The sequence below is a fragment of the Xanthomonas sp. NCPPB 3570 genome (genome assembly GCF_056725115.1).
This window is the reverse complement of sequence record NZ_CM161513.1, coordinates 799,260-820,309: the sequence shown is the minus strand read 5'-3', so window position 1 is coordinate 820,309 and position 21,050 is coordinate 799,260. Positions and strand designations below refer to the sequence as shown.

General features: G+C 67.8%; 16 protein-coding genes. 6 read left to right on the top strand and 10 right to left on the bottom strand.

The features are described from left to right. The first annotated feature begins 17 nt into the window (after positions 1–17). Positions 18–1,100, top strand: coding sequence for a macro domain-containing protein (locus AC1PLR_RS03550; protein WP_481102699.1), 1,083 nt, complete (start codon positions 18–20; stop codon positions 1,098–1,100). A 203-nt stretch (positions 1,101–1,303) separates the two neighbouring features. Here AC1PLR_RS03550 and AC1PLR_RS03545 read toward each other — a convergent pair whose 3' ends face one another. The 6 genes from AC1PLR_RS03545 to AC1PLR_RS03520 form a co-directional block, all read right to left on the bottom strand. After that, positions 1,304–2,608, bottom strand: a complete 1,305-nt coding sequence (locus tag AC1PLR_RS03545; protein ID WP_481102698.1) for a PQQ-dependent sugar dehydrogenase — start codon at positions 2,606–2,608, stop codon at positions 1,304–1,306. Beyond that, a complete protein-coding gene (locus tag AC1PLR_RS03540) occupies positions 2,601–3,044 on the bottom strand; it encodes a DUF2231 domain-containing protein (RefSeq protein WP_481102697.1) in 444 nt (147 codons plus the stop codon). Before AC1PLR_RS03540 ends, AC1PLR_RS03545 begins: the two co-directional genes overlap by 8 nt. A gap of 183 nt (positions 3,045–3,227) precedes the next feature. Beyond that, positions 3,228–4,412, bottom strand: a complete 1,185-nt coding sequence (locus AC1PLR_RS03535; RefSeq protein WP_481102696.1) for a LacI family DNA-binding transcriptional regulator — start codon at positions 4,410–4,412, stop codon at positions 3,228–3,230. 75 nt (positions 4,413–4,487) lie between these two features. After that, a complete protein-coding gene (locus AC1PLR_RS03530) occupies positions 4,488–6,935 on the bottom strand; it encodes a GH92 family glycosyl hydrolase (protein ID WP_481102695.1) in 2,448 nt (815 codons plus the stop codon). 139 nt (positions 6,936–7,074) lie between these two features. After that, positions 7,075–10,176 carry a TonB-dependent receptor gene (locus AC1PLR_RS03525; RefSeq protein WP_481102694.1) on the bottom strand — a complete coding sequence of 1,034 codons (3,102 nt, stop codon included), beginning with the start codon at positions 10,174–10,176 and terminating at the stop codon, positions 7,075–7,077. Between the two features lie 297 nt (positions 10,177–10,473). Continuing rightward, the gene (locus AC1PLR_RS03520; RefSeq protein ID WP_481102693.1) at positions 10,474–13,866 is read right to left on the bottom strand and encodes a GH92 family glycosyl hydrolase; all 3,393 of its coding nucleotides are present in this window, start codon (positions 13,864–13,866) and stop codon (positions 10,474–10,476) included. Positions 13,867–14,358: 492 nt separating this feature from the next. Between AC1PLR_RS03520 and AC1PLR_RS03515 the strand changes: the two genes are divergently transcribed. Next, positions 14,359–14,775, top strand: a complete 417-nt coding sequence (locus AC1PLR_RS03515) for a hypothetical protein (protein WP_481102692.1) — start codon at positions 14,359–14,361, stop codon at positions 14,773–14,775. A gap of 85 nt (positions 14,776–14,860) precedes the next feature. Here the strand turns inward: AC1PLR_RS03515 and AC1PLR_RS03510 are convergent, their stop codons facing one another. Beyond that, entirely contained in the window at positions 14,861–15,895 is a 1,035-nt protein-coding gene (locus AC1PLR_RS03510) for an NADP-dependent oxidoreductase (protein ID WP_481102691.1), read from the bottom strand. On the opposite strand from AC1PLR_RS03510, the gene AC1PLR_RS03505 reads away from it, so the two are divergent. After that, on the top strand, positions 15,894–16,544 hold the full coding sequence (locus AC1PLR_RS03505; protein WP_481102690.1) for a TetR/AcrR family transcriptional regulator: 651 nt from the start codon (positions 15,894–15,896) through the stop codon (positions 16,542–16,544). The two genes, AC1PLR_RS03510 and AC1PLR_RS03505, sit on opposite strands and share 2 nt — an antisense overlap. Positions 16,545–16,558: 14 nt before the next feature. Here AC1PLR_RS03505 and AC1PLR_RS03500 read toward each other — a convergent pair whose 3' ends face one another. Next, positions 16,559–17,509, bottom strand: a complete 951-nt coding sequence (locus AC1PLR_RS03500; RefSeq protein ID WP_481102689.1) for an AraC family transcriptional regulator — start codon at positions 17,507–17,509, stop codon at positions 16,559–16,561. Positions 17,510–17,606: 97 nt separating this feature from the next. Here AC1PLR_RS03500 and AC1PLR_RS03495 point away from each other — a divergent pair, with 97 nt between their 5' ends. The 3 genes from AC1PLR_RS03495 (at position 17,607) to AC1PLR_RS03485 (ending at position 19,769) form a co-directional block, all read left to right on the top strand. Next, entirely contained in the window at positions 17,607–18,356 is a 750-nt protein-coding gene (locus AC1PLR_RS03495; RefSeq protein ID WP_481102688.1) for an SDR family oxidoreductase, read from the top strand. 211 nt (positions 18,357–18,567) lie between these two features. Continuing rightward, the gene (locus AC1PLR_RS03490) at positions 18,568–19,092 is read left to right on the top strand and encodes an RNA polymerase sigma factor (RefSeq protein ID WP_481103521.1); all 525 of its coding nucleotides are present in this window, start codon (positions 18,568–18,570) and stop codon (positions 19,090–19,092) included. Between the two features lie 20 nt (positions 19,093–19,112). Beyond that, a complete protein-coding gene (locus AC1PLR_RS03485; protein ID WP_481102687.1) occupies positions 19,113–19,769 on the top strand; it encodes a serine/threonine protein kinase in 657 nt (218 codons plus the stop codon). Between the two features lie 144 nt (positions 19,770–19,913). Here the strand turns inward: AC1PLR_RS03485 and AC1PLR_RS03480 are convergent, their stop codons facing one another. Together AC1PLR_RS03480 and AC1PLR_RS03475 are read right to left on the bottom strand one after the other, a co-directional pair. After that, positions 19,914–20,402 (bottom strand): hypothetical protein, encoded by a 489-nt coding sequence (locus AC1PLR_RS03480; RefSeq protein ID WP_481102686.1) that lies wholly within the window; start codon positions 20,400–20,402, stop codon positions 19,914–19,916. A 313-nt stretch (positions 20,403–20,715) separates the two neighbouring features. Further along, positions 20,716–20,973, bottom strand: coding sequence for a helix-turn-helix domain-containing protein (locus tag AC1PLR_RS03475; protein ID WP_481102685.1), 258 nt, complete (start codon positions 20,971–20,973; stop codon positions 20,716–20,718). Positions 20,974–21,050: the final 77 nt, after the last annotated feature.

Here is a 21,050-nt window from a genome sequence, read left to right as displayed (position 1 = left end):
CATCGACGGATCGCAGCATGTTCAAGGCACGTATCGGCGACCTGTTCGCCAGCCACGCCCAGGTCTACGCGAACGCGGTCAATTGCGCCGGCATCATGGGCAAGGGCATCGCGCAGGAATTCAAGCGGCGCTACCCGGCCATGTTCGAAGACTACGCAGCGCGCTGCCGGGAAGGCCGCGTGCGCATCGGCGAACCGTATCTCTATCAGGATGCCAGCGGCCTGCGCATTCTCAACTTCCCCACCAAGCGCCATTGGCGCTCGCCGTCGCGTCTGCAGGACATCGCGGCGGGACTCGACTACCTCGCAGCGCATCTGCGCGAATGGGACGTGCGCAGCCTCGCCCTGCCGCCGCTGGGCTGCGGCAATGGCGGCCTGGCCTGGAGCGAGGTGGGTCCGCTGATCTACCGCAGACTCGCGCACCTGCCGGTCGACATCGAGGTCTATGCGCCGTACGGCACGCCGCTGGCGCAGCTTGAGTCCGCCTTCCTGTCGCAGCCTGCGCATGGGTCGGCCGAGGGCACCGGCACGCGGGTCGCGCCCCAGCCCGGCTGGATCGCGATCATGGAAGTGCTGCGGCGGCTGCAGGCCCGATCGGAGGCACGGCCGATCGGGCGTACGCTGTTCCAGACGCTCTGCTGGGCCATGACCGAACTCGGCGTGCCGACCGGGCTGGCGTTCGGCAATGCCGGCCGCGGGCCGCGCCAGGGCGATGTCCGGTCCATCCTGGCCGACCTGGCCAACCGCAACTGGCTGCAGGAACAGCCGCAGGCGCGGACGATGGCACTGCACGCGTCGCCCCAGTACATCCGGGAGCACGCCCGATTCGCAGCGGCGTACGCGCCCTACGATGCAGAGATCGGCAAGGCGGTGGAGTTGTTCGCGCGGATCAGGAACACCGACCACGCCGAGGACATCATGACGGTGTTCCAGGCCGCGCGCCGCCTCCAGGCGGCGCATCCTGGGCAGTTGCGCGAGGCCGAGCAGCTTCTTGCCCATCTGAATGACGCACACGCGATCGAGCCATTGGAAAACGCGCAACAGGCGGCGGCAGCGGCGATCGACATGCTGCTGGCGCTGGACTGGATCCGCTTGGGCTGAGCGCCGCGCTGCCAAGGCGTGTTACGACGCACTTGGTCTAGTGGACGTGCGGCTGTAGATATCTGCTCTTCCTTTCCTCAATCCGGCTGCGCGGCTAGACCACCCACATACTGCACCGCGCCGACAAGGCCGGCGCCTACACGAGGCGGCATCGCGTACAGACGACGCCACCCACATACCGGTGGGCGGCGTCGTGCGACCGGTCAGAAGCGCACGCGCCAGACGCTGTTGCCGACATCGTCGGCAATCAGCAACGCGCCGTCCTTGTCCTGCGCCAGGCCGACCGGAGCGCCGAACAGCTGCGACTCGTCCTGCGAGTGGAAGCCGCTGACCACGGTCTGCGGCGGACCGGCCGGACGGCCGTGCTGGAACGGCACGTAGACCACTTGGTAGCCGCTGAGCGGCGAGCGGTTCCAGCTGCCGTGCTCGGCGACGAACGCACCTTCGCGGTACTTGGCCGGAAGCGTCTCGCCGCGGGTGAACCACAAGCCCAACGCCGCCACATGCGAACCCAGCGCATAGTCCGGCTTGATCGCCTTGGCCACCAGGTCCGGGCGCTGGTCCTTGACCCGCACATCCACGTTCTGCCCGTAGTAGCTGTAAGGCCAGCCGTAGAAGCCGCCGTCCTGCACCGAGGTCAGGTAGTCGGGCACCAGGTCGGCACCGATCTCGTCGCGCTCGTTGGCGATCGCCCACAGCTTGCCGGTGCGCGGCTCCCACTGCAGTCCGGTCGGATTGCGGATGCCCGAGGCGAAGATGCGGCTGCTGGCCGAGGCCACGTCCACTTCCAGGACGGCCGCGCGGCGGTACTCCACATCCAGCCCGTTCTCGCCGATGTTGCTGTTGGAGCCCACGCCGACGTACAGCTTGCGTCCGTCGGGGCTGGCCAGCAGTGCCTTGGTCCAATGGTGCTCGATCGTGCCGGGGAGATCGGCGAACAGCGTGCCGGGCGCGGTGATCTCGGTCTGGCCGGCGACGTAGGGGAACTTCATGATGTTGTCGGTGTTGGCGACATACAGCGCATCGCCGATCAGCTGCACCCCGAACGGCGAATGCAGCCCCTTCAAGAACGCATGCTGCTCCCACCTACCGTCCGCGGTTCTGCGCAGCAGGGTGATGCGGTTGCCGCCCTTGGCGCTCTTGCCGGAGCGGCTCTGCACCAGCCCTGCGATCAGTTGCTTGGGCGTGGTGACCGGCTCCATCCCCGGCGAATTGGCCTCCACCACCAGCACGTCGTCGTTCGGCAGCACGTACAGCTGGCGCGGATGTTTCAGGCCGCCGGCGATCTTCTCGATCTTCAGGCCAGCCGCCACTGTGGGCGCCTGCCCCTCCTTCCAGCCCACACCCTCGGGAACCTGCATCGGCGGCAGCAGGAAGTTGCGCGGCTGCGGCAACGGCGGCGCGTTGCCCGCCTGCTGGATGGGCTCGAGCGCGGCCTTGCCGCTGCAGGCAGCCAGGGCCATGGCGCAACTCAGCGCGAAAACGGACAGGCTCAGGCGCTTAGCCATGGACGTAACCCTCGCGTGGCGTGGTGCGGATGGCGATGAGCACATGCCCGATCGCCAACAGCGCGACCGTGACGATCGAGAGCCAGAGCCCGGCCGGAACCACCGCATACGCGTCGCGGCTGTGCACGAAGGAATTGAAGATGGCGGCGACGATGGCGAGCAGGTTCAGCCAGAAGTCGAGCCGTTCCACCGGCAGCACCGAGCGCCGCGCGGTGATCCAGACCTGCACCAGGTTGATCAGGCGCGGCAAGATGGCGATGACCAGCCCGATCGCGATCAGCCAGGCCGCCGCCTTGGTCCACAGGATCACGCCGCTGCGGGCATAGACGATGTCGAAGATCAGCGCGGCGACGAAGCAGCCGAACGGAATGGGATTGAGCAGGCCGTAGAAGGCGTTGGCCACCACGGAACGGCGCGGTGCAGTCTGCAGATGCATGAGACGGCTCTCGACGAAAGGAAGAAGGGGCGAAGCGCTCGCTCAGCACGAACCCGCAGGGGACGCGCCGCTGTGAGGGTGCGACCCACTATCTGCCCGCCTCTGTCTAGAGGGCGTCGCGATGGCACTGCGCACGCGGCTGTCTCGCGCATCGCTGCCGCGGCCGCAGCCGCATTCGCAGCGCTAGGTGCGTTCTGGCGCGACCGGCGCGCCGCTGCTCTCGCGCACCGACAGGTGCACCGGCACGATCGTCCTGCGCGGCGGTACGGCCGCGTCCAGCCGCTCCAGCACCAGCTGCGCCGCCTGGCGGCCACGGGCGCGTGGTTGCGCGGCGAGCGTGGTCAGCGCGGGCGTGCTCACCGCAGCCTCCGGGATGTCGTCGAAGCCGGTGATCGCGAAGTCCTTGCCCGGACGGATGCCGCGCGCGAGCAGGCCCAGCATCAGGCCCAACGCGACCGTGTCGTTGTAGCAGACCGCTGCCGTGGGCGGTGCGTCGTGGGCGAACAGTTCGCCGTGGCGCGCCGCCGCTTCCAGGCGATTGGGGGCGGACTCGATCAGCCAGGCCGGGTCGACCGGCAGCCTGGCCTGCCGCATCGCCTGCGCGTGGCCGGCGCGACGCTGCCGGCAGGAACTGGAGTCGGCATGGCCGCCGTAGAAGGCGATGCGGCGGTGGCCGAGCGCGATCAGGTGCTCGGTGGCCAGTTGCGCGCCGCGCTGGTTGTCCAGGCCGAGGAAGCCCCAGTCGTCGGCGCCGGCAAGTTCGCGATTGAACAGCAGCACGTTCGCGCGTGCATCCAGCACCGTGTGCAGTTCGGCAGCGTCGCTGCCCTCGGCCGGCGACAGGATCACGCCGGCCGGCGTGTGTTCCATCAGCGAGGCAAGGACGGCCTGCTGCCGCGCGGGCGATTCGCCGGTGCTGCCGAGCAGGGTCACGTAGCCCTGCTCTCCCAGCGCCTCGTCCACGCCGGCGGCGAACTCGGCGAAGAACGGATTGGCCAGGTCGTTGATGACCAGGGCCACGCAGGTCGAAGTGCGCCGGCGCAGATTGGCGGCGCCGCGGTTGTAGACGTAGCGTTGCCGCTTCAACTCCGCTTCCACCCGCGCACGGGTGTCGGCATGCACCAGCGGACTGCCGCGCAGCACCAGCGACACGGTCGCGCGCGAGACGCCGACCGCATCGGCGATATCGGTGACGGTCACCACCCGCTGGCGGTCGCGTGCGGCGGCGGCCGGTGCGGTCTTCGTGGCCTTGTTCGCCTTGTCCGCGCGCTCCGCCGCAGCCGGGGCCGCCCTGCGCGGCGCGACCTTGGCCGCCTTGACCGGCGTGGAGCCTGCGGATCCGGCACGGGATGGACGCTTCTGGCGCATCGGATCGATTCCTTTCGGACGAGACGCGCAGCCTAAACCATCGGCTGCGCGCCGCCGCGGCGGGACCGCATGGACTCAGCGCCAACCAAGGCTGGCGGTGGGGGCGGCCGGCGCCGCGCACGGCGACACCGGCAGGTCCTGCGGCTGCGTGCCCCAGCCCTGCGGCTGCGGCACGTCGCGCAGGTCGAAGCGCAGGCGCCCGCCCTGGCGCAACTGCGCCCAATCCAGCCACACCGGCGCATGCGCGCGGCCATCCAGCGACACGCCACCGACGTAGCGTAGTTTGCCGTCACCGGCCTGTGGCGCATCGATGCGCAGCGTGCGGCCCGGTCCCACGTCCAGTTCGATGCGCGAGAAGCGTGGCGCGTGCAGCAGGAACTGCCCGGTGCCGGGCACCGCCGGGTACAGGCCCATCACGCTGAAGAGGTACCACGCCGACATCGTGCCCAGGTCGTCATTGCCGGTCACGCCGTTGGGCGCGTTGGTGAACAGCGTCTGCGCCGCATGCAGCACGGTGCTGGTCTTCCACGGCTGGCCGATCAGCGTGTACATCCACGGCGCATGCAGGTCCGGCTCGTTGTTGGGGTTGTAGCGGAACTGGCTGTAGTAGCTGTACGGCCCCATCACCCATTCCTTGCGCGCGGCGCCGGCCGGGTCGGCCAGCAGCGCGTCGTAGGCGAAGAAGGTATCCAGTCGCCGCGCGGTCTGCTCCGGCCCGTGCATCGCCTCCACCAGGCCCGGCACGTCCTGCTGCACAAGCCACTGGTACTGCCAGGCTGTGCCCTCGTGGAAGCCGTGTTGCGAACGCGGATCGTAATGACCGTCCGGCGGCGTGTACCACGCCCCATCCTCGGTGCGCGGCCGCGGGAAACCGGTGAAGCCGGTCTGCGTATCGCGCACCGACGGATCCCAGATCGAACGCCAGTTGCGCCCGCGCCGGTTCAGCACCGCCGCGTCCTCGGCATGCCCCAGCGCACCGGCCATCGTCGACAGCGCGCAGTCGGCCAATGCGTACTCCAGCGTCGCCGAGCCGCCGTGGTGCGGGTCGACATCCATGCCCTTGGACGGGAACGCGCGGTCGTACTGCACGAAGCCCTGCGCCAGGTAATTGGCATTGCCGGAACGCCCGGCGTGGCGCGAGTTCAACGGCGGCATCTCGAACGCATTGCGGCGCAGCGCGGTGTAGGCCTCGACCTCGCGCCCCTGCAGCGCGCCGAAGCGCCACAGATCGACCAGGAACGGCGTGACCGGATCGCCGGTCATCACGTTGGTCTCGAAGTTGGCATAGCCCCAGCGCGGCAACCAGCCACCTTGTGCATTGATCGCCAGGATCGAGCGGCCGATGTCGGCGGCGCGCTGCGGCCGCAACAACGCCAGCAACTGGTTCTGCGCACGATAGGTGTCCCACAGCGAGAAGAACTCGTGGTAGGTCCAGCCGTCGGCGTGGTGGATGCCGTCGTCGTAGCCGCGGTAGCGACCATCGGCATCGCTGCCGGTCAGCGGCTGCAGCAGCGCGTGGTACAGCGCGGTGTAGAACACCACGCGGTCGTCGCCGCTGGCGCCTTGCACGCGCACGCTGGCCAGTTCCTTGTCCCAGGCCTGCTGCGCGCGGGCGCGCATCGCATCGAAGCCGAGCAGGCGGCCATTGACCATGCCCTCGCGGCGCAGGTTGTTGCGCGCGCCCTCGGCATCCACATGCGAGATCGCCGAGATGGCTGTCACTGCGCGGCCCTTGCTCAGGTCGAAGGTGAGCCACGCGCCGCTGGGCTTGCCCTCGCCCTCCATGCCATGGCGCGAGCCCGGCACGCCGCCGGCCTCGCCCCAGGTGCCGAACGCCTTGAATGGGCGATCGAACTCCAGGCGGAACCAGGTGGTGTACTGGTGCCCGCCGCAGAAGCTCTGCGTCACCAGCTTGCCTTCCACGACGCGGTCGCCGACCACGGTCAGGGTGCTGCCGGTGACCGTGTGGCGGGCGTTGGCCTGGCCGATGTTGACCAGCACGTGGCCCTCGCCCGAGGCGCTGAAGGTATAGCGCTCGGCCGCGGCGCGGGTCAGCGCGGTGGCTTCGGCATCGATGCCGCCGTAATCGGTCAACCGCACCTTGTAGTAGCCGGCCTGGCCGCGCTCGCCGTCGTGCTGGTAGCGCGCGCCATAGCGGGTGTGGTCGAACGCCTTCGGGTCGCCCGTATCGAAATCGCCGCCGGGGCCGATGCGCCCGGTCACCGGCAGCACCGAGACCTGGCCACCCTGCTCCCAGCAGCCGGCACCGGACAGGAAGGAATGGCCGAAGCCGCGGATCTGCGGATCGTCGTAGCGCCAGCCGGCGTAGTGCGCGCCGATCGGGCTGACCTGGATCATCCCGAACGGGGCCGACGCCCCCGGGAAGGTGTTGCCGTCGTCCTTGCTACCGATGAAGGTGTTGACCTCGGCACTGAGCCGCGGCGCGGCGGCCAGTGCCGGCGTCACCAGCAGCAAGGACAGAGCGAGCGTGCGCAGCAGGGAAGGCAACGGGGAAGACGTCATGCGATGGGTCCTGTGGTGAACGACCGCGACCGGCGCGACGGCGCGGTCGTGGACGGCGAAAACGGTGGCCCGGCCATCGCCGGACCGTCGCGCCCATGCCATCCGCCGCGCGGCAGACATGGGCACGACACGCGCTAGCTTAGAACTTGTAGGTCAACCCCAGGTACGCCAACCGCCCGGCGTAGCCGCCGGTGTAGAAGCGCGCCCGGGTGTCGTCACCCAGGTGCTGGCGCGACTCCTGCTTGGTCAGGTTGAGCACCGACGCGGTGAGGCTGAGCGCCGGGGTGATGTTGTACGCCGCATTCAGATCGATCTGGTAGTACGGCTCCTCGTACACGTTCAAGCCGTTGACCAGGCCTTGCACCAGTTCGCCGCGACGGTTGTACGAGGCGCGCAGCAGCAGCCGGTCGGTCTCGTAGAACACGGTGAGGTTGGTCTGGTTCTTGGCGCTGCCCGGCATCGAGGTCTTGCCGACCTCGGTGCCATCCTCCAGCCGCACCGCGGCCTTGCTGGCATCGTTGTAGGTGTAGTTGAACTGCACACCGAGGCCGGAGGGCAGCGTGTGCTGCGCGTACAGCTCCACGCCCTGCGAGACCGCGTCCTGGCCGCCGGCCTTGGTGCTGTAGTTCTGCACCGTGACCGTCTGGCCGTTGATCAGCATGTTGACGTCGCTGATCACATCGACCGAGAAGTTCTCCACGTTCTTGCGGAACAGCCCCACGCCCGCCACCGAGCCCGGCTGGAAGTACCATTCCAGCCCCAGGTCGAACTGGTTGGCCTTGTACGGCTCCAGCTTCTTGTTGCTGCCCGAGCCGTACCAGCCTTGCTCGTTGGCGCCGCCGGTCAGACGCCGGTCGGCCACGTACTCGGGGCTGTAGTACTCCAGGCTGCCGGGCGCGGCGATGGCGTTGTAGCTGGGCCGCGCGATCACCTTCGAGGCCGCCGCGCGCAGCAGCAGGTTCTCGGTCAGGTCGTAGGCCAGGTTGAAGCTCGGCAGCACGTCGGTGTACTTGCGGTCCAGCGTGCTGACCACGAACGACTCGGCGCGCTGCTGGTCGTCCGACAAGCGCCAATAGCCTTCCGTACCGCAGTAGGTATCGGCCGGCGCGCCGACAGGCATGGCGGCGCCCTGCTGGCAGGCCAGCGGGTTACCGTCGGCGCCATCGAAGAAATAGTCGTTGTAGGCGGTCACCTTGTCGGTGGAATCGGCATGCTGGCCGGTGCGCGCCACCCGCACGCCGACGTTGCCGCGCAGGCGCTCGGTGTGGAAATTGAGCTGCAGATAAGTCGAATAGATCTTCTCGTCGACGTTGTAGACGAAGTTGTCTTCGCTGCGGGTCTGCATCGCACCATACGTGTTGTTCAAGTAGCCGATGTAGCCCGGGAAGTTGATTGCCGGGAACGCGCTGGAGCTGACCCCGCCGGCCAGGTTGTCCAGCGGGAACAGCAGGTCCGGCGAGAACTGCGTGGCCAGCGCGTTGCAGCGCCCGTTCCAGTAGCGGTTGTTGTAGTCGCTCGGGTCGGTGCCCGGGCACACCCAGTAGTTGTTGCCGGTGTTGCGGTGGACGCCGCCGTCGCGCCGCTTGAGCCCGAACTGCAGCGAGTCGAAGAACTCGCCGTCCATGTGCCAGGTGGTATCGATCTGCGCGTACTGCTGCTGGTTGGTGTTGCGGGTCCAGGACGAACCAGTCGAGCCCAGGTCGACCTGCAGGATGCCGTCGCGCAGGTTCTGCATCAGTTCCGGCGAGAAGGTCATGGACGGCGTGCCGGTCAGGTCCCAGGCGCTGGCGAAGTTGCCGTTGGTCCAACTGCCGTCGGCGTTCTGGCGGCGCGGCTTGATCGGCAGCGAGAACTGCAGTTCCGGCCCGCCCTTGGCCCAGGTGCGGCCGGCCTTGAACGACACGTCCACCTTCTCGCCACGCCATTCGCCGCCCAGGTCCACCGTCTGCGACAGCGACTTTTCGATGTTGTAGCTGCCGGTGATCTGCGGCGTGGGCACCGTGCAGTCGTCCGAGCCCCAGCCGCCCGGCGGCAGACCAGCCGCGGCGGCCTGGGCCTCACTGCAGTAGTAGGCCTTACCCGGATGCAGGCTGTAGTTGGCGCCGGTGACGATGGTGCCGCTGGGGTCGAACTGCAGTCCGTCGAGCAGGCGCCCGCCGCGCCAGTTGCCATCGCCGGAAGAGCGCGCGATGTTCCACTCGGGGATCTTGACCGTGTTGGTCTGCGAATTCTGCGACAGGTCGAAGCGGAAGTAGTTCGCGGTCAGGGTCAGGTCGTCGGTGGGCTTGAACTGGAAGGTCAGCTGGCCACCCTTGCGCTCGCGGTCCTCGCGCTTGGCTTCCAGCGCGACCGCCGTCGGCATCATGAATCCGGTGTAGTACTTTCCATTCTGGTCCCAGAAGCCGGGAGCGCCCCCCCAGATGGCGTTGAAGTCCGAAGGGTTGCCGTTGACGTCGAACCCGCGGCCGCCTTCGTCGCGCCCATACCACTGCCAGTTTTCGGTGGTTGCGTTGAGCGTGCGCGCCGTGCGCTTCTGCTGCGTATAACCTACGAACACGCCGAAGCGGTTGTCCTGGTCGTGCCACGAGTACGAGCCGGAGAACTGGCCGTCGGTCTTCTTGCTGCTGTCCGACCACACGCCTTCGGCAGACAGGAAGCCCGAATTGGGCTCCAGCTCCAGCGGGCGCCGCGTCTGCAGGATCACCGTGCCGCCGATGCCACCTTCGTCGATGCGCGCTTCCGGCGTCTTGTACAGCTCGGCGCTGCCCAGCAGGTTCGACGGCAGCAGCGTGTAGTTGAACGAGCGCGTCGGGTCGCCGTTGGATTCGGCGGTGGCGATGTAGTTGCCGTTCAATTCGGTCAGCACCAGCTCCGAGGACAGGCCGCGCACGCTGACGTTCTTGCCCTCGCCGCCGTCGCGGGTGATGACCACGCCGGGCACGCGCTGCAGCGCATCGGCCACGTTCTTGTCGGGGAACTTGCCCACGTCCTCGGCGGTGATCACATCGACCACGGCATTGGCGTTGCGCTTCTGCTCCAGGCTCTTCTCGATCGCGTAGCGGTAGCCGGTGACCGTCACCGCGTCCAGGTCGGTAGCCTTGACCTCGGCCTGCCCCGTGGGGGCTGGCGTGCCGTCGGCCTGCTGGGCGAAGGCGGTGGTGGAGGCGGCGCTGGCGAACAAGGCGATGGCGATACCCGCAGACAAGGCGCTGCGGTGGCGTGCATGTGGCTTGCAATTCATGTCAATCATCCTCTCCCAAAGATTGATCGGCTTGCGGCGTGCATGGGTGTCGCTCGATCCAGACCGAGCGAACATGCGTGCATCGTTGTAGTGAAGACATCCGGCGCCATCGCGGCATGCCGGTCGTGCGGTCCCTCCCCTCGCGACGATCCCATTTAATTGGATCGTTCTAATCCGTTGGAAAACTAAGTATCACAGCGCCTCGCGCAGCGCATGCTGCCGCGCAACAGCGCTAATGCAGTCGACGAGTGCTGCAGTGAGCGATGCGCAGTGCGCAGGCGCGGCGCTGTCGCGTGTTCATGGCATGGCCTGCCGTGTCACTGGCCGCAGCAGCTCGATCTCGCCCAGCGCCACCCCTTCGCCCGCCTCCAGGCGTAGCCGGTACGCGCTGTACGCGCCAGGCGTGGCGATGCGAAACGGCCGCAACTGCCGCGCCCAGGCGAACGCCTGCGTACGCCGCTGGTCCAGCGTGGTCCACGCACCATCGCCGTTGCGCCCTTCCAGCGTCCACGCCAGGCCGGACACCGCGGCATCGCCGCTGGTCAGCGTGTAGTACGTGGCGGGCATCGGCGTGCCGAAACGCAGGTCGACACTGCGCCCGGCCGGCAGCGGCAGCGCCGTCGTTGCATCGTCGTCGATCAAGACCGTGGCCTTGGCTTGCCCTTGCAACGACACCGCCACGGCCTGCGACGCCACATCCTCCAGCCCGCGCGGCGCGCTGCCCGGCGGCGTCAGCGACGGCGGCAGCGCGTCCACGCCGCTGCCCCAGCGCGAGGGCGTCGCCCCCATCACGAACTCCAGCGTGGCGCCGTCAGCGATGTCCTGGTGTCGCAGCCAGGCCTTTTTCCACGGCTTGCCATTGAGCGTGAGCGACTGCACGTACACGTTGCGCGCACTGTTGTTGCGCGCGATCACCACCAGCTTGCGACCGTTGCCCAGATCGACCTCGGCGCGTGGGAACGCCGGCGAGCCGATCACGTACTCCGGCGCGCCCATCCGCAGCGGATACAGCCCGAGCATGGCGAACAGGTACCACGCCGACATCTCGCCGTTGTCCTCGTCGCCCGGATAGCCCTGGCCGATCTCGCTGCCCAGGTACAGCCGGCGCAGCACCTCGCGGGTGAGGCGTTGGGTCTTCCACGGCTGCCCCGCCGCCACGTACATCCACGGCAGATGGTGCGAGGGCTGGTTGCTTTGCGCGTACATGCCCATGCGCACGTCGCGCGCCTCGGTCATCTCGTGGATGACACCGCGGTAGCTGCCGGCAAAACGCTTGTCTGCGGTCTCCGGCGTGGCGAAGAGTTCGTCCAAGCGCACGGCCATGGCATCCTCGCCGCCCAGCAACCCGGCCAGCCCGGCCGCGTCGTGCGGTGTGGTGAAGGCGAAGGTCCAGGCATTGGCCTCGGTGTAGTCGCCGCCCCACACGCGCGGATCGAACGTGGACGCTGGCATGCTCCACTGGCCGGCCGGCGTGCGCCCGCGGAAGAAGCGCGTGGCCGGATCGAACAGATACACGTAGTCGGTGGCGCGCGCCCGAAAGTACTCGGCTTCCTCGCGGTAGCGCTGCGCCTGCTGCTCATCTTGTTCCTGATCCGCCAGCGCGTGCGCCATCTGCGCCAGGCCGAAATCGTTGAGCGCGCCCTCCAGCGTCCACGACAGCCCTTCGTGCACGTCGTTGGCGGCGTAGCCGCGGTACATCGAGCGGGCCAGGCCCTTGCGGCCCACATTCGAAACCGGCGGCACCACCGTCGCGTTGCGCAGCGCCGCCCCATAGGCCTCGTGCGCATCGAACCCGCGCACGCCCTTCAGCCAGGCATCGGCAAAGGCCACATCGGAACTGGTGCCGACCATCAGGTCCGCATAGCCCGGCGAGGACCAGCGCGCCACCCAGCCGCCGTCGCGGTACTGCTGCAGGAAGCCATCGATCATCGCCCCGGCCTGCTCCGGCGCGAACAACGCATACGCCGGCCAACTGGTGCGGAAGGTGTCCCAGAAGCCGTTGTTGACGTAGACCTTGCCCGGCACGATCGGCGCCGCGCTGCGCTCGGCATCGCCGCCGGTGTTGTCTTTGGACCAACTGTTCTGGTCGGCATGCCGCCAATCCGGATGCGCCGCGTCGCCGACGTTCTCGTGGGCAATGTTGGGATACAGGAACAACCGGTACAGATTGGAGTACACCGTGGCCCGCTGGTCATGGCTGGCGCCCTGCACCTGCACCCGCCCCAACACCGCGTCCCACGCATCCTGCGCACGCGCCTGCACCAGCTCGAACCCGGCGTCGCCGATTTCCTGCTGCAGATTGCGCTGCGCCTGCTCCACCGAGATCAGCGAGGTGGCGATGCGCATCACCACCGTGCGGTCCGCGCCCGGCGCGAACTTCACGTAGCCGGTCGGCCGCCCGGTGGCGATCTTGCCGCTGGCCGTCCACGGACGGTCGAAGCGCGCATACACGAACAGGCGCGTGGCGCCGTTGGACAGGCCGCTGCGCGTGTCGGAGTAGCCACGCAGGGTCTGCGTTGCCGCGTCCAGGGTCAGCCCGCCGCGCGCGTCGACATTGTCGAACAGCAGATTGGCATCGCCGCCCTCGGGAAAGCGGAAACGGAAGATCGCCGCCCGCTCGCTCGGCGTCAGCTCAGCACGGATGCCGTTGTCGAAGTCCACCCGGTACAGATGCGGGCGCGCCTCCTCGTGGTCGTGGCTGAACGACAACGCGCGCTTGGCGCGGTCCGCCTCCGGCACCCCGCGCGTGGTCGACGGCATCACCTGGAAGGTCTGGCGATCGCCCATCCACGGGCTGGGTTCATGGCTGATCGACAGCGCCTGCAAGCGCGGCCGGTTGTCCTCGCCGTTCTGCTCGTTCCAGCGGTACAGCCAGCTCAGCGTCCCCGCATCGGTCGCCGGCACCCAGAAGTTGAAGCCATGCGGCATCGCCGTGGCGGGGATGTTGTTGCCGCGCGAAAACGTGCCGTTGGACTGCGTGCCGCGCGTGGTCACCACCTCGTCGCTAGGCCGCCGTGCCGCCTGCGGCGCTGGTTCGCGGCGCACCGCGACATCGTCGATCCAGCCCGCCGCCACCTTGCCGGCGCCGGGCTGCACCTGCACCTCGATCGCACGGATGCGCTTGCCGCGCAAGGCCGCCACCTCACCCAGCCGCACCTGCTTGAATGCCCACTGCTGCGGATACAGCGTTTTCGACGCCGCCTGCCCCGCCGCACTGACCAGCGCACCGTGCTGATCCTCCACGCCCAACTCGGACAGGCGGCGCCCATCGTCGAACAACAGATCCACCGCCACACCGGTCGACGCCACCGTATCGCCATCGACGATCTCCGGCAGCACCATCCACGACAGCGTCGTGTCCGGCTCCACCGGCAGATCGACCGCGAACAGTTGTGCGCGCCCGGCCGCATTGGCGCAATAGTGCAGCGCATGCAGCCCGGTGTAGCCCACGCCGGCCTTGGCCGCGTAGGGCTGTTCGGGACCGTTACCGACGGCGACGCTCACGCCTGTTTTGTCGGACTGCGCCACCGAAGCTGGCGCAGGTTCGCCCCGCTCGAACGAGGACGCAAAATCGGCATCGGCCGCGTGTACCGCGCCAGTTCCCGCGCACAGCAACGCTGAGGCAAGGAGCGACGCCACCCACCCGCAAGACGATTCAGACAGGTGCGCGAAGCGCAGACGGATTGGCATGGCAGGCTCCCCAAACTCTCTCGGTCGGTTGTGCCGCGACGCGTGGCGTCACGCACTTCCGGTGGCAACGGCGCACAGCGAAGGCGCGCAACGTGGACCGGATCGCCAGAGGGATCGCCGCTTGAGTCTGCATCCAGCACAGCCTCACGACCGCAGATGCATGCGGACTGGAGAGCAGGCGTCAACAAACTCGTCGCACGCGATCCCTACCCGCCGTCTCCCCCAAGGATGCGCTGCATCAACGGCTTTGGATCGATCCAACACGGCTAGATGTAACACGCCCGTCGTGGGGTTGCATGCTGCTGCGCAACAGTTCGTCTGCGGATCGATACGCGATCTGGCGTCACTGCGCCGCGTTGAATGCGAAGAAGAATGACGCTGAACCGTCCCGCGACGAGGAGCGATGGGAGACGACAGAGCGATCTGCCTGACCGTCTTCAGCCGCTACACTGACAAGCGCTGGATCGCTCCACACACTCAGGGGGTTTCAAAATGAAAATGACCACACTCGCACTTTTGGCTGGACTGCTGGCCACGTCGAGCGCACTTGCCGATACAACACGCTGCTCGACGGACTCGTACGGCAACAAGACCTGCCGCGGCGACGACGGAAGCGTGACGCGCACCAGCTCCGACTCCTACGGCAATGCCACAACCCGCGACGACCAAGGCAACGTGATTCGCTGCTCTTCGGATTCGTACGGCAACAAAACCTGTCGTGGCGACGACGGAAGCGTGACGCGCAGCAGCACAGACTCCTACGGCAATACCACGACCCGTGACGACCGGGGCAACACGATTCGCTGCTCCACGGACTCGTACGGCAACAAAACCTGCCGCGGCGACGACGGGAGCGTCACTCGCACATCCACAGATTCCTACGGCAATACCACGACCCGTAGCGACTAGGGCAACGTGGTTCGCGGCTCGGCGGCCGATGCATCGCCGAGCCGCTGGGCCATTCGATGCCGGCGGCAACGCCGCGATCCAGGCCTCACTCAACCGTCATCACGATCTTGCCCTGGACGTGCCCCTGCTCCGCGCGTTCGTGCGCCTGCCGTGCCTGCGACAGCGCGAAGGTGCTGTCGATGGCCACGCGCACCCTGCCGGCGTCCAGCAATGCCGCGAGTTCGCCGAGTTGCGCGCCGCTGGAGCGCACCTGGGTGGTGGACACCGTCACGCCCAGCGCCGCCGCCGCATCGTGCCCGTCGAAGCCGAGCGGAAAGATCGGGAACAGTGCGCCGCCGCGCTTGAGCGTGCGCAGGAACTTGCCGGCCCCGGCGCCGCCGACGGCGTCCACCACCAGGTCCACGTCGTGCAGCACATCCTCCGGCGCCGTCTTGGTGTAGTCGACGAAGGTCTCGGCGCCCAAACCGCGCACGAACGCCTCGTGCTTGCCGGACGCGACCGCGATCACGCGCGCGCCTTGCCACCTGGCCAGTTGCAGTGCGAAGTGGCCGACGCCGCCAGCCGCCCCGTTGATCACCACGGTCTTGCCCTGCAACGGCACCGGCACATGCGGCATGGGCTGCAGCGGATTGGCCACGTCGTGGCCCTGCGCAATCAGGAATTGCCACGCCGTCAGCAACGACATCGGCACCGCCGCGGCGTGCACGTGATCGATCCCGGCCGGCTTGCGCGCGACCTCGGCGGCGGGCGCGGTGACGTACTGCGCATACGCCTGACTGCCGCCGGCCAACCCGTCCGGAAAGCGCACCATCGCGTAGACCGCGTCGCCGCGCGACAGCCCGTCCACGTCCTCCGCCACCGCCTCGATCACCCCCGACACGTCTGTGCCCAGGATCAGCGGGAACGCCACTGGCGGGCGCCATTCCGGCGGCAGGCGGCTGTAGCCCTCCCGCAGGTACAGGTCCGGCGGGTTCAAGCCGATGGCGTGAACCCGGATGAGTACCTCACCCTGCCGCACCACCGGCAGAGGCGCGTCCTCGTAGTGGAGCACTTCGGGACCACCGAACGCGTGCTGGCGGACCGCTTTCATGGTGGGGCGAATGTCGTTGGAGCCGTGCATGGCGTATCCTGATCGGAACAGTGCTCCGAATATACGGAGCACCGCTCCACTTGTAAAGGACAACATGCGCGCCGACGCCCAGAAAAACTACCTACGCCTGCTGGACGTGGCCCGTGAGGCCCTGGCCGAAGCGGGTGCGGACACCTCGCTGCGCGACATCGCCCGCCGCGCCGAGGTCGGCCTGGGCACCTTGTACCGCCACTTCCCCACCCGCGAAGCCCTGCTCGAGGCCCTGCTGCGCAACGACTTCGAGGACCTGGCGGCCAAGGCCGACACCTTGCGCACGGCAGCGGCCTCCGACCAGGCATTGCTGGCCTGGCTTGAGGAGATCATCGCCTTCACCCATCGCCAGCGCGGCATCCTCGCCCCGATGATGTCCGCCATCGAAGACGACGCCTCCGCGCTGCATGCCTCCTGCGTACGGCTACGCTCCGCAGGCGCCGCACTGCTCGCGCGCGCGCAGGCCGATGGCAAGGCCCGCGCCGACATGGACGGCGACGAACTGTTCGACCTGATTGCGGCGCTGGCCTGGCTGCGCGAACAGCCGTCGCACGCCAAACGCGCCGAGCGCCTGTTCGAACTCGTGACCGGCGCGATTCTTGCGCAACCCGCAACGCCTCCGGCGAAGTCGCCGGCCCGGAAGCGGTAATCCCCGACGCGTGCCTACTCCACGCCCTCGATTTGCCCGGAGAACGACGGTTCACCGCGCCCCGCGCCGCGGCCGCTGGCCCGCGCGTACTGCGTCGGCGGCTGTCCGACATGGCGCGCAAACGCCACGCTGAAGGTACTCGCGGAGCTGTAGCCGACGCGCTCGGCGATCGCGGCGATGCCGAACTCGTTGCGGCGCAACAGGTCCTTGGCCAAGGCCATGCGCCAGGCCAGCAGGTATTCCATCGGCGCCATGCCCACCGTGCGGCCGAAGCGCTCGAAGAACGCCGACCGCGACAAGGCGGCTTCCTTCGCCAACGCCGCCACCGTCCATGCGCGCGTGGGCTGCGCGTGCATCGCGCGGATCGCCGCGGCCAGGCGCGCATCGGCCAGCCCGCGCGCCAGGCCCGGCGACGACGCGGTGCCCGCGGCCGAACGCAGCGCTTCGATCAACAGCACTTCCAGCAACCGCGAGAGCACGACCTCGCGCGCGGGCCGCGCCTCGCGCGACTCCTCGCTCACCAGGTGCACCAGCGTGGCGAGCCGGTGCTCGCCGTGCACATAGACCATCTGCGGCAGCAGCGACACCAGCAGCGCCGCATCCGGCGAGCCGAAACTGCAGTGGCCGGCCAGGATGCGCAGGTCGGTCGGGCCGTCCTGCGCGCCGATCCGGAACACGCCGTTCCCCAGTGCGGCCGGCATGGTCTCGGCCACGTCCGCGTGCGGCGCAAGGCTGGACATCGTGATGCGGTAAGCCGCGGGCACCAGGACGAAATCGCCTGCCTGCAGCAGGATCGGCGCGCCGCCATCGAGCGCCATGTGGCAGCCGCCCTCCAGCACCGCGCAGTAGAACGGCTGCCCGGCGTCGGAGCGCCGGATGCGCCAGGCACCGGCACCGACCACCTGCTTGGAGAACCGGGCCGCCGGCTGCAGCAGCGTCACCACCTCGGCAAGGGGATCCACCATCGCTGGACGCTCGCAAACGAATCAAGGACTTTGGATCGTAGCGAGTACGGGGACGGCAATCTATCGTCGTGACTCGTCCACGCGCAAAGGCATTCCCTTGAAGACCGTCCTGATCACCGGCTGCTCCTCCGGCTTCGGCCTGGAAACCGCACGCTACTTCCTCGCCCGCGACTGGCGGGTGCTCGCCACCATGCGCGCGCCGCGCGAGGACCTGCTGCCGCCATCGGCCCAGCTACGCGTGCTGCCGTTGGACGTCACCGACGCGCAGAGCATCCGCGCAGCCGTCGAAGCGGCCGGCCCGATCGACGTGCTGGTCAACAACGCCGGCTTCGGCGCACCCGCCCCGTTCGAGTTGATGGACATGGACACCGTGCGCGCCCTGTTCGACACCAACACCTTCGGCACGATGGCGCTCACCCAGGCGGTGTTGCCGCAGATGCGTGCGCGCGGCGCCGGCGTCGTGGTGAACGTCACCTCCAGCGTCACCTACAAGCCGCTACCGCTGGTCGGCGTCTACCGCGCGGCCAAGGCGGCGGTGAATGCCTTCACCGAATCGCTGGCGAACGAAGTCGAACCGTTCGGCGTGCGCGTGCGCCTCGTACTGCCCGGATCCTCGGGCGAAACGCGTTTTCGCGACACCGCCCGCACCCGCCTGCGCGGCATGGACGATGCGGTCTATGGCGACTTCATGCGCCACACCATCGCGCGCATGGCCGACTCCACCGGTCCCGGCACGCGCATGCAGGACGTCGCCGAGGCCGTCTGGCGCGCGGCGACCGATCCATCGGCGCCGCTGTATCTGCCGGCCGGGGCGGATGCGGTGCAGTGGGCGGCGGAGGCGGGATGAGCCGACGGCCGCCTCAGGTGCGTTCGCATGGCGCGCCTGGCAGTTATGCCACTGGTGTAAGCCGCCAATGGTATCGCCGGCATGCTGCAAGTGATCACCGAGGGACTCAGGGCCGGCATCTCCTTGAAGTTTCTTGCCGGCGCGATGTGAGATTCCGTGCGCTGGTGCGAATCATGGTGTCGAGGGGCGCGAAGGCCGCGCCGGTGAACCAATGGATACCATCGCAACCGCCATGACCGCGAACGACGCCCGAGATGCCTTCAGCGCGCTGCTGCAGCGCCATTCCGGCATCGTGTTCAAGGTCGCCGGCAGCTATGCGCGCGGTGCCGAGGACAGGGCCGATCTGGCCCAGGAAATCGCGGCACAGCTCTGGCACGCCTGGCCGACGTACGACCCCGCGCGCAGCGTCAGCACCTGGATGTACCGGATCGCGCTGAACGTGGCGATCAGCCACCTGCGCAACCGCGAACTGCGGCAGCGGCACGACGCGATGCCGCTGGACGAAACCCTGCACGACGTGGCCGACAGCAATGCCGCGGACCCGGAGAACGAACAGCGGCTTCGCCTGCTGCAGGACGTCATCGCCCGCCAGCCGCCGCTGGACCGCGCACTCTTGCTGCTCTACCTCGAAGACCGCCCGCAACGCGAGATCGCACAGATCCTCGGCATCACCGAAAGCAATGTCTCCACCAAGATCGGACGCCTGAAACAGCGCATCCGCGACGAATTTCGCTAAACCACGCCATGGAGACCATGATGGAACTCGACGACTTCAAATCGGCCTGGCAATCGCTGGACCGCCGGCTACAACTGGACAACACGTTGAAGCTGCACGAACTGCGCGAGCGCAAGCTGGACAGGACGCGCGGCAGCCTGCGTCCGCTGTACTGGGGCCAGGTGATGCAGATCCTGTTCGGCATCGCGTTCGTCCTGCTCGCGTCGCTGCTGTGGATGAGCCAGCCAGCACATGCTTCGTCCATCGTCGCCGGCGTGCTGGTGCAGGCGTATGGCGTGCTGACGATCATCGCGGCCGGTGTGGTGCTGGGGCGACTCGGCAACATCGACTATGCGCAGCCGGTCGTCGGCATCCAGAAGCAATTGCTGCGCGCACGCACGCTGTACATCCGCAGCGGCATGGTCGCCGGTCTGCCGTGGTGGTTCCTGTGGATCGCGGTCTTGCAGACCTTGGCTGGCCTGGGCGATGTCGATCTGCTGGCCAAGGCCCCCGCGCTGGTGTGGAGCGGCTACGGCATCGGCGTCGCCGGCCTGCTCGGCACCGGGTGGTTCCACCGTTGGGCACGCCGCCCGCACCGCGCCGAGTTCGGCCGGAAGATGGACGAGTCCTTGAGCGGCGACAGCCTGCGCAAGGCGCTGGCGCAACTGGACGAATTGCAGCGCTTCGAGCGCGACTGAGCGCGCTTTCCCACGGTCGTTACCATCCACAAATGTCGCTTGGTTCAACTACCGGCCTACCCCTGCTGCCTGTGAGCAGCGCTACGCGTAACCAGGGTTGAGTGTCGTGACACCCTGGTTCAATTGGCTCTGCTCGAACCGCTTCTACAACTGACCCGCTTCGAACGATCTTTCCCAGCCCACGGCACTCACCAAGCGAACGCGCTCCACCTCGAACGTGAACTTCACGCGGGAAACGCGCTTGCCTTGGCTGTCGATGAACTCGACCTCGACGTCCACCTCACGCTCTGAGCAGGCATTGGGCGCCATGTCCATGTAGTCCCAACCAAGGAAACGGTACGAGTCGGCGTGCATGGTTCGTGCAAGCGCACGAGCGCCGTCGATGCCTGTGCCCAACGGACGGCCTACGTCACCAGCACCGAGGTTAAAAGTGGCCATTGGGGCAACCAGGTCCGCGAGTCCGCTACCGGAATTTTCTGCCTGCCTGAGGACGTCAACGGCGCGAAGGCTCAGGAACCGGTGCAACTCGCGCGAGCTGGTGAATTCGTGCAGATCGCAGCGGCCGCCCCCTGCGAACGCGGGGCCAGCGATCGAGAGCCAGCTGAGGCATAAGATCAATCGACGGATGTTCATCTGCGCAGTATGGCCCACGGTTAGAAGCCTGGGGTCAGAGCACATCTCACACCACATGGATTTGGGTCCTTGCTCATTCGGAACTGATGCGAATAAGTCCACTCTGCCCCCTCTCCGCATTTTTCGTTAGCTATGCAGTCATCCCTTCGAGCGCCGCGGCAGCGAAAGCGACAGCAGCTGGTCGATGTCCGCGCCAACCCAATCCGCGTCGTAGTGCAGTTCCATCTCCCCGCGCGCAGGCAGCGTCCATCTCGCCACGCGCACGCCATTGGCCCAGATGGAGAGGCTGCGCCTATGCGATCGGCGCCCCATCTCACCATTCCGCTTGCGCGCTGACGGCGGCGGAGTCGCCGCGGGTGCCGATGGTCAGCTCCAACCCCAGCGCCGCGCACCAGGCCAAGAGTTGCTCCACGCTCAACGCGTGGGCGTTCAACTCCAGATGGGAGACCCGCGACTGACTCAGGCCGAGACGGCCGGCCAGTGCAGACTGGGTCAGTCCCTGGGCCTTGCGTGCGGCCTGCAGCGTCGCGCCTAGTTGCGTGGCGGTGACCAGAACGTGGCGTGGCGGCATTGGGGTGGTACCCGTCATCCAGCTAAACGAAAAATACCTGCAAAGCGAATAAAATTCGAATAGCTGATATTCGGGTA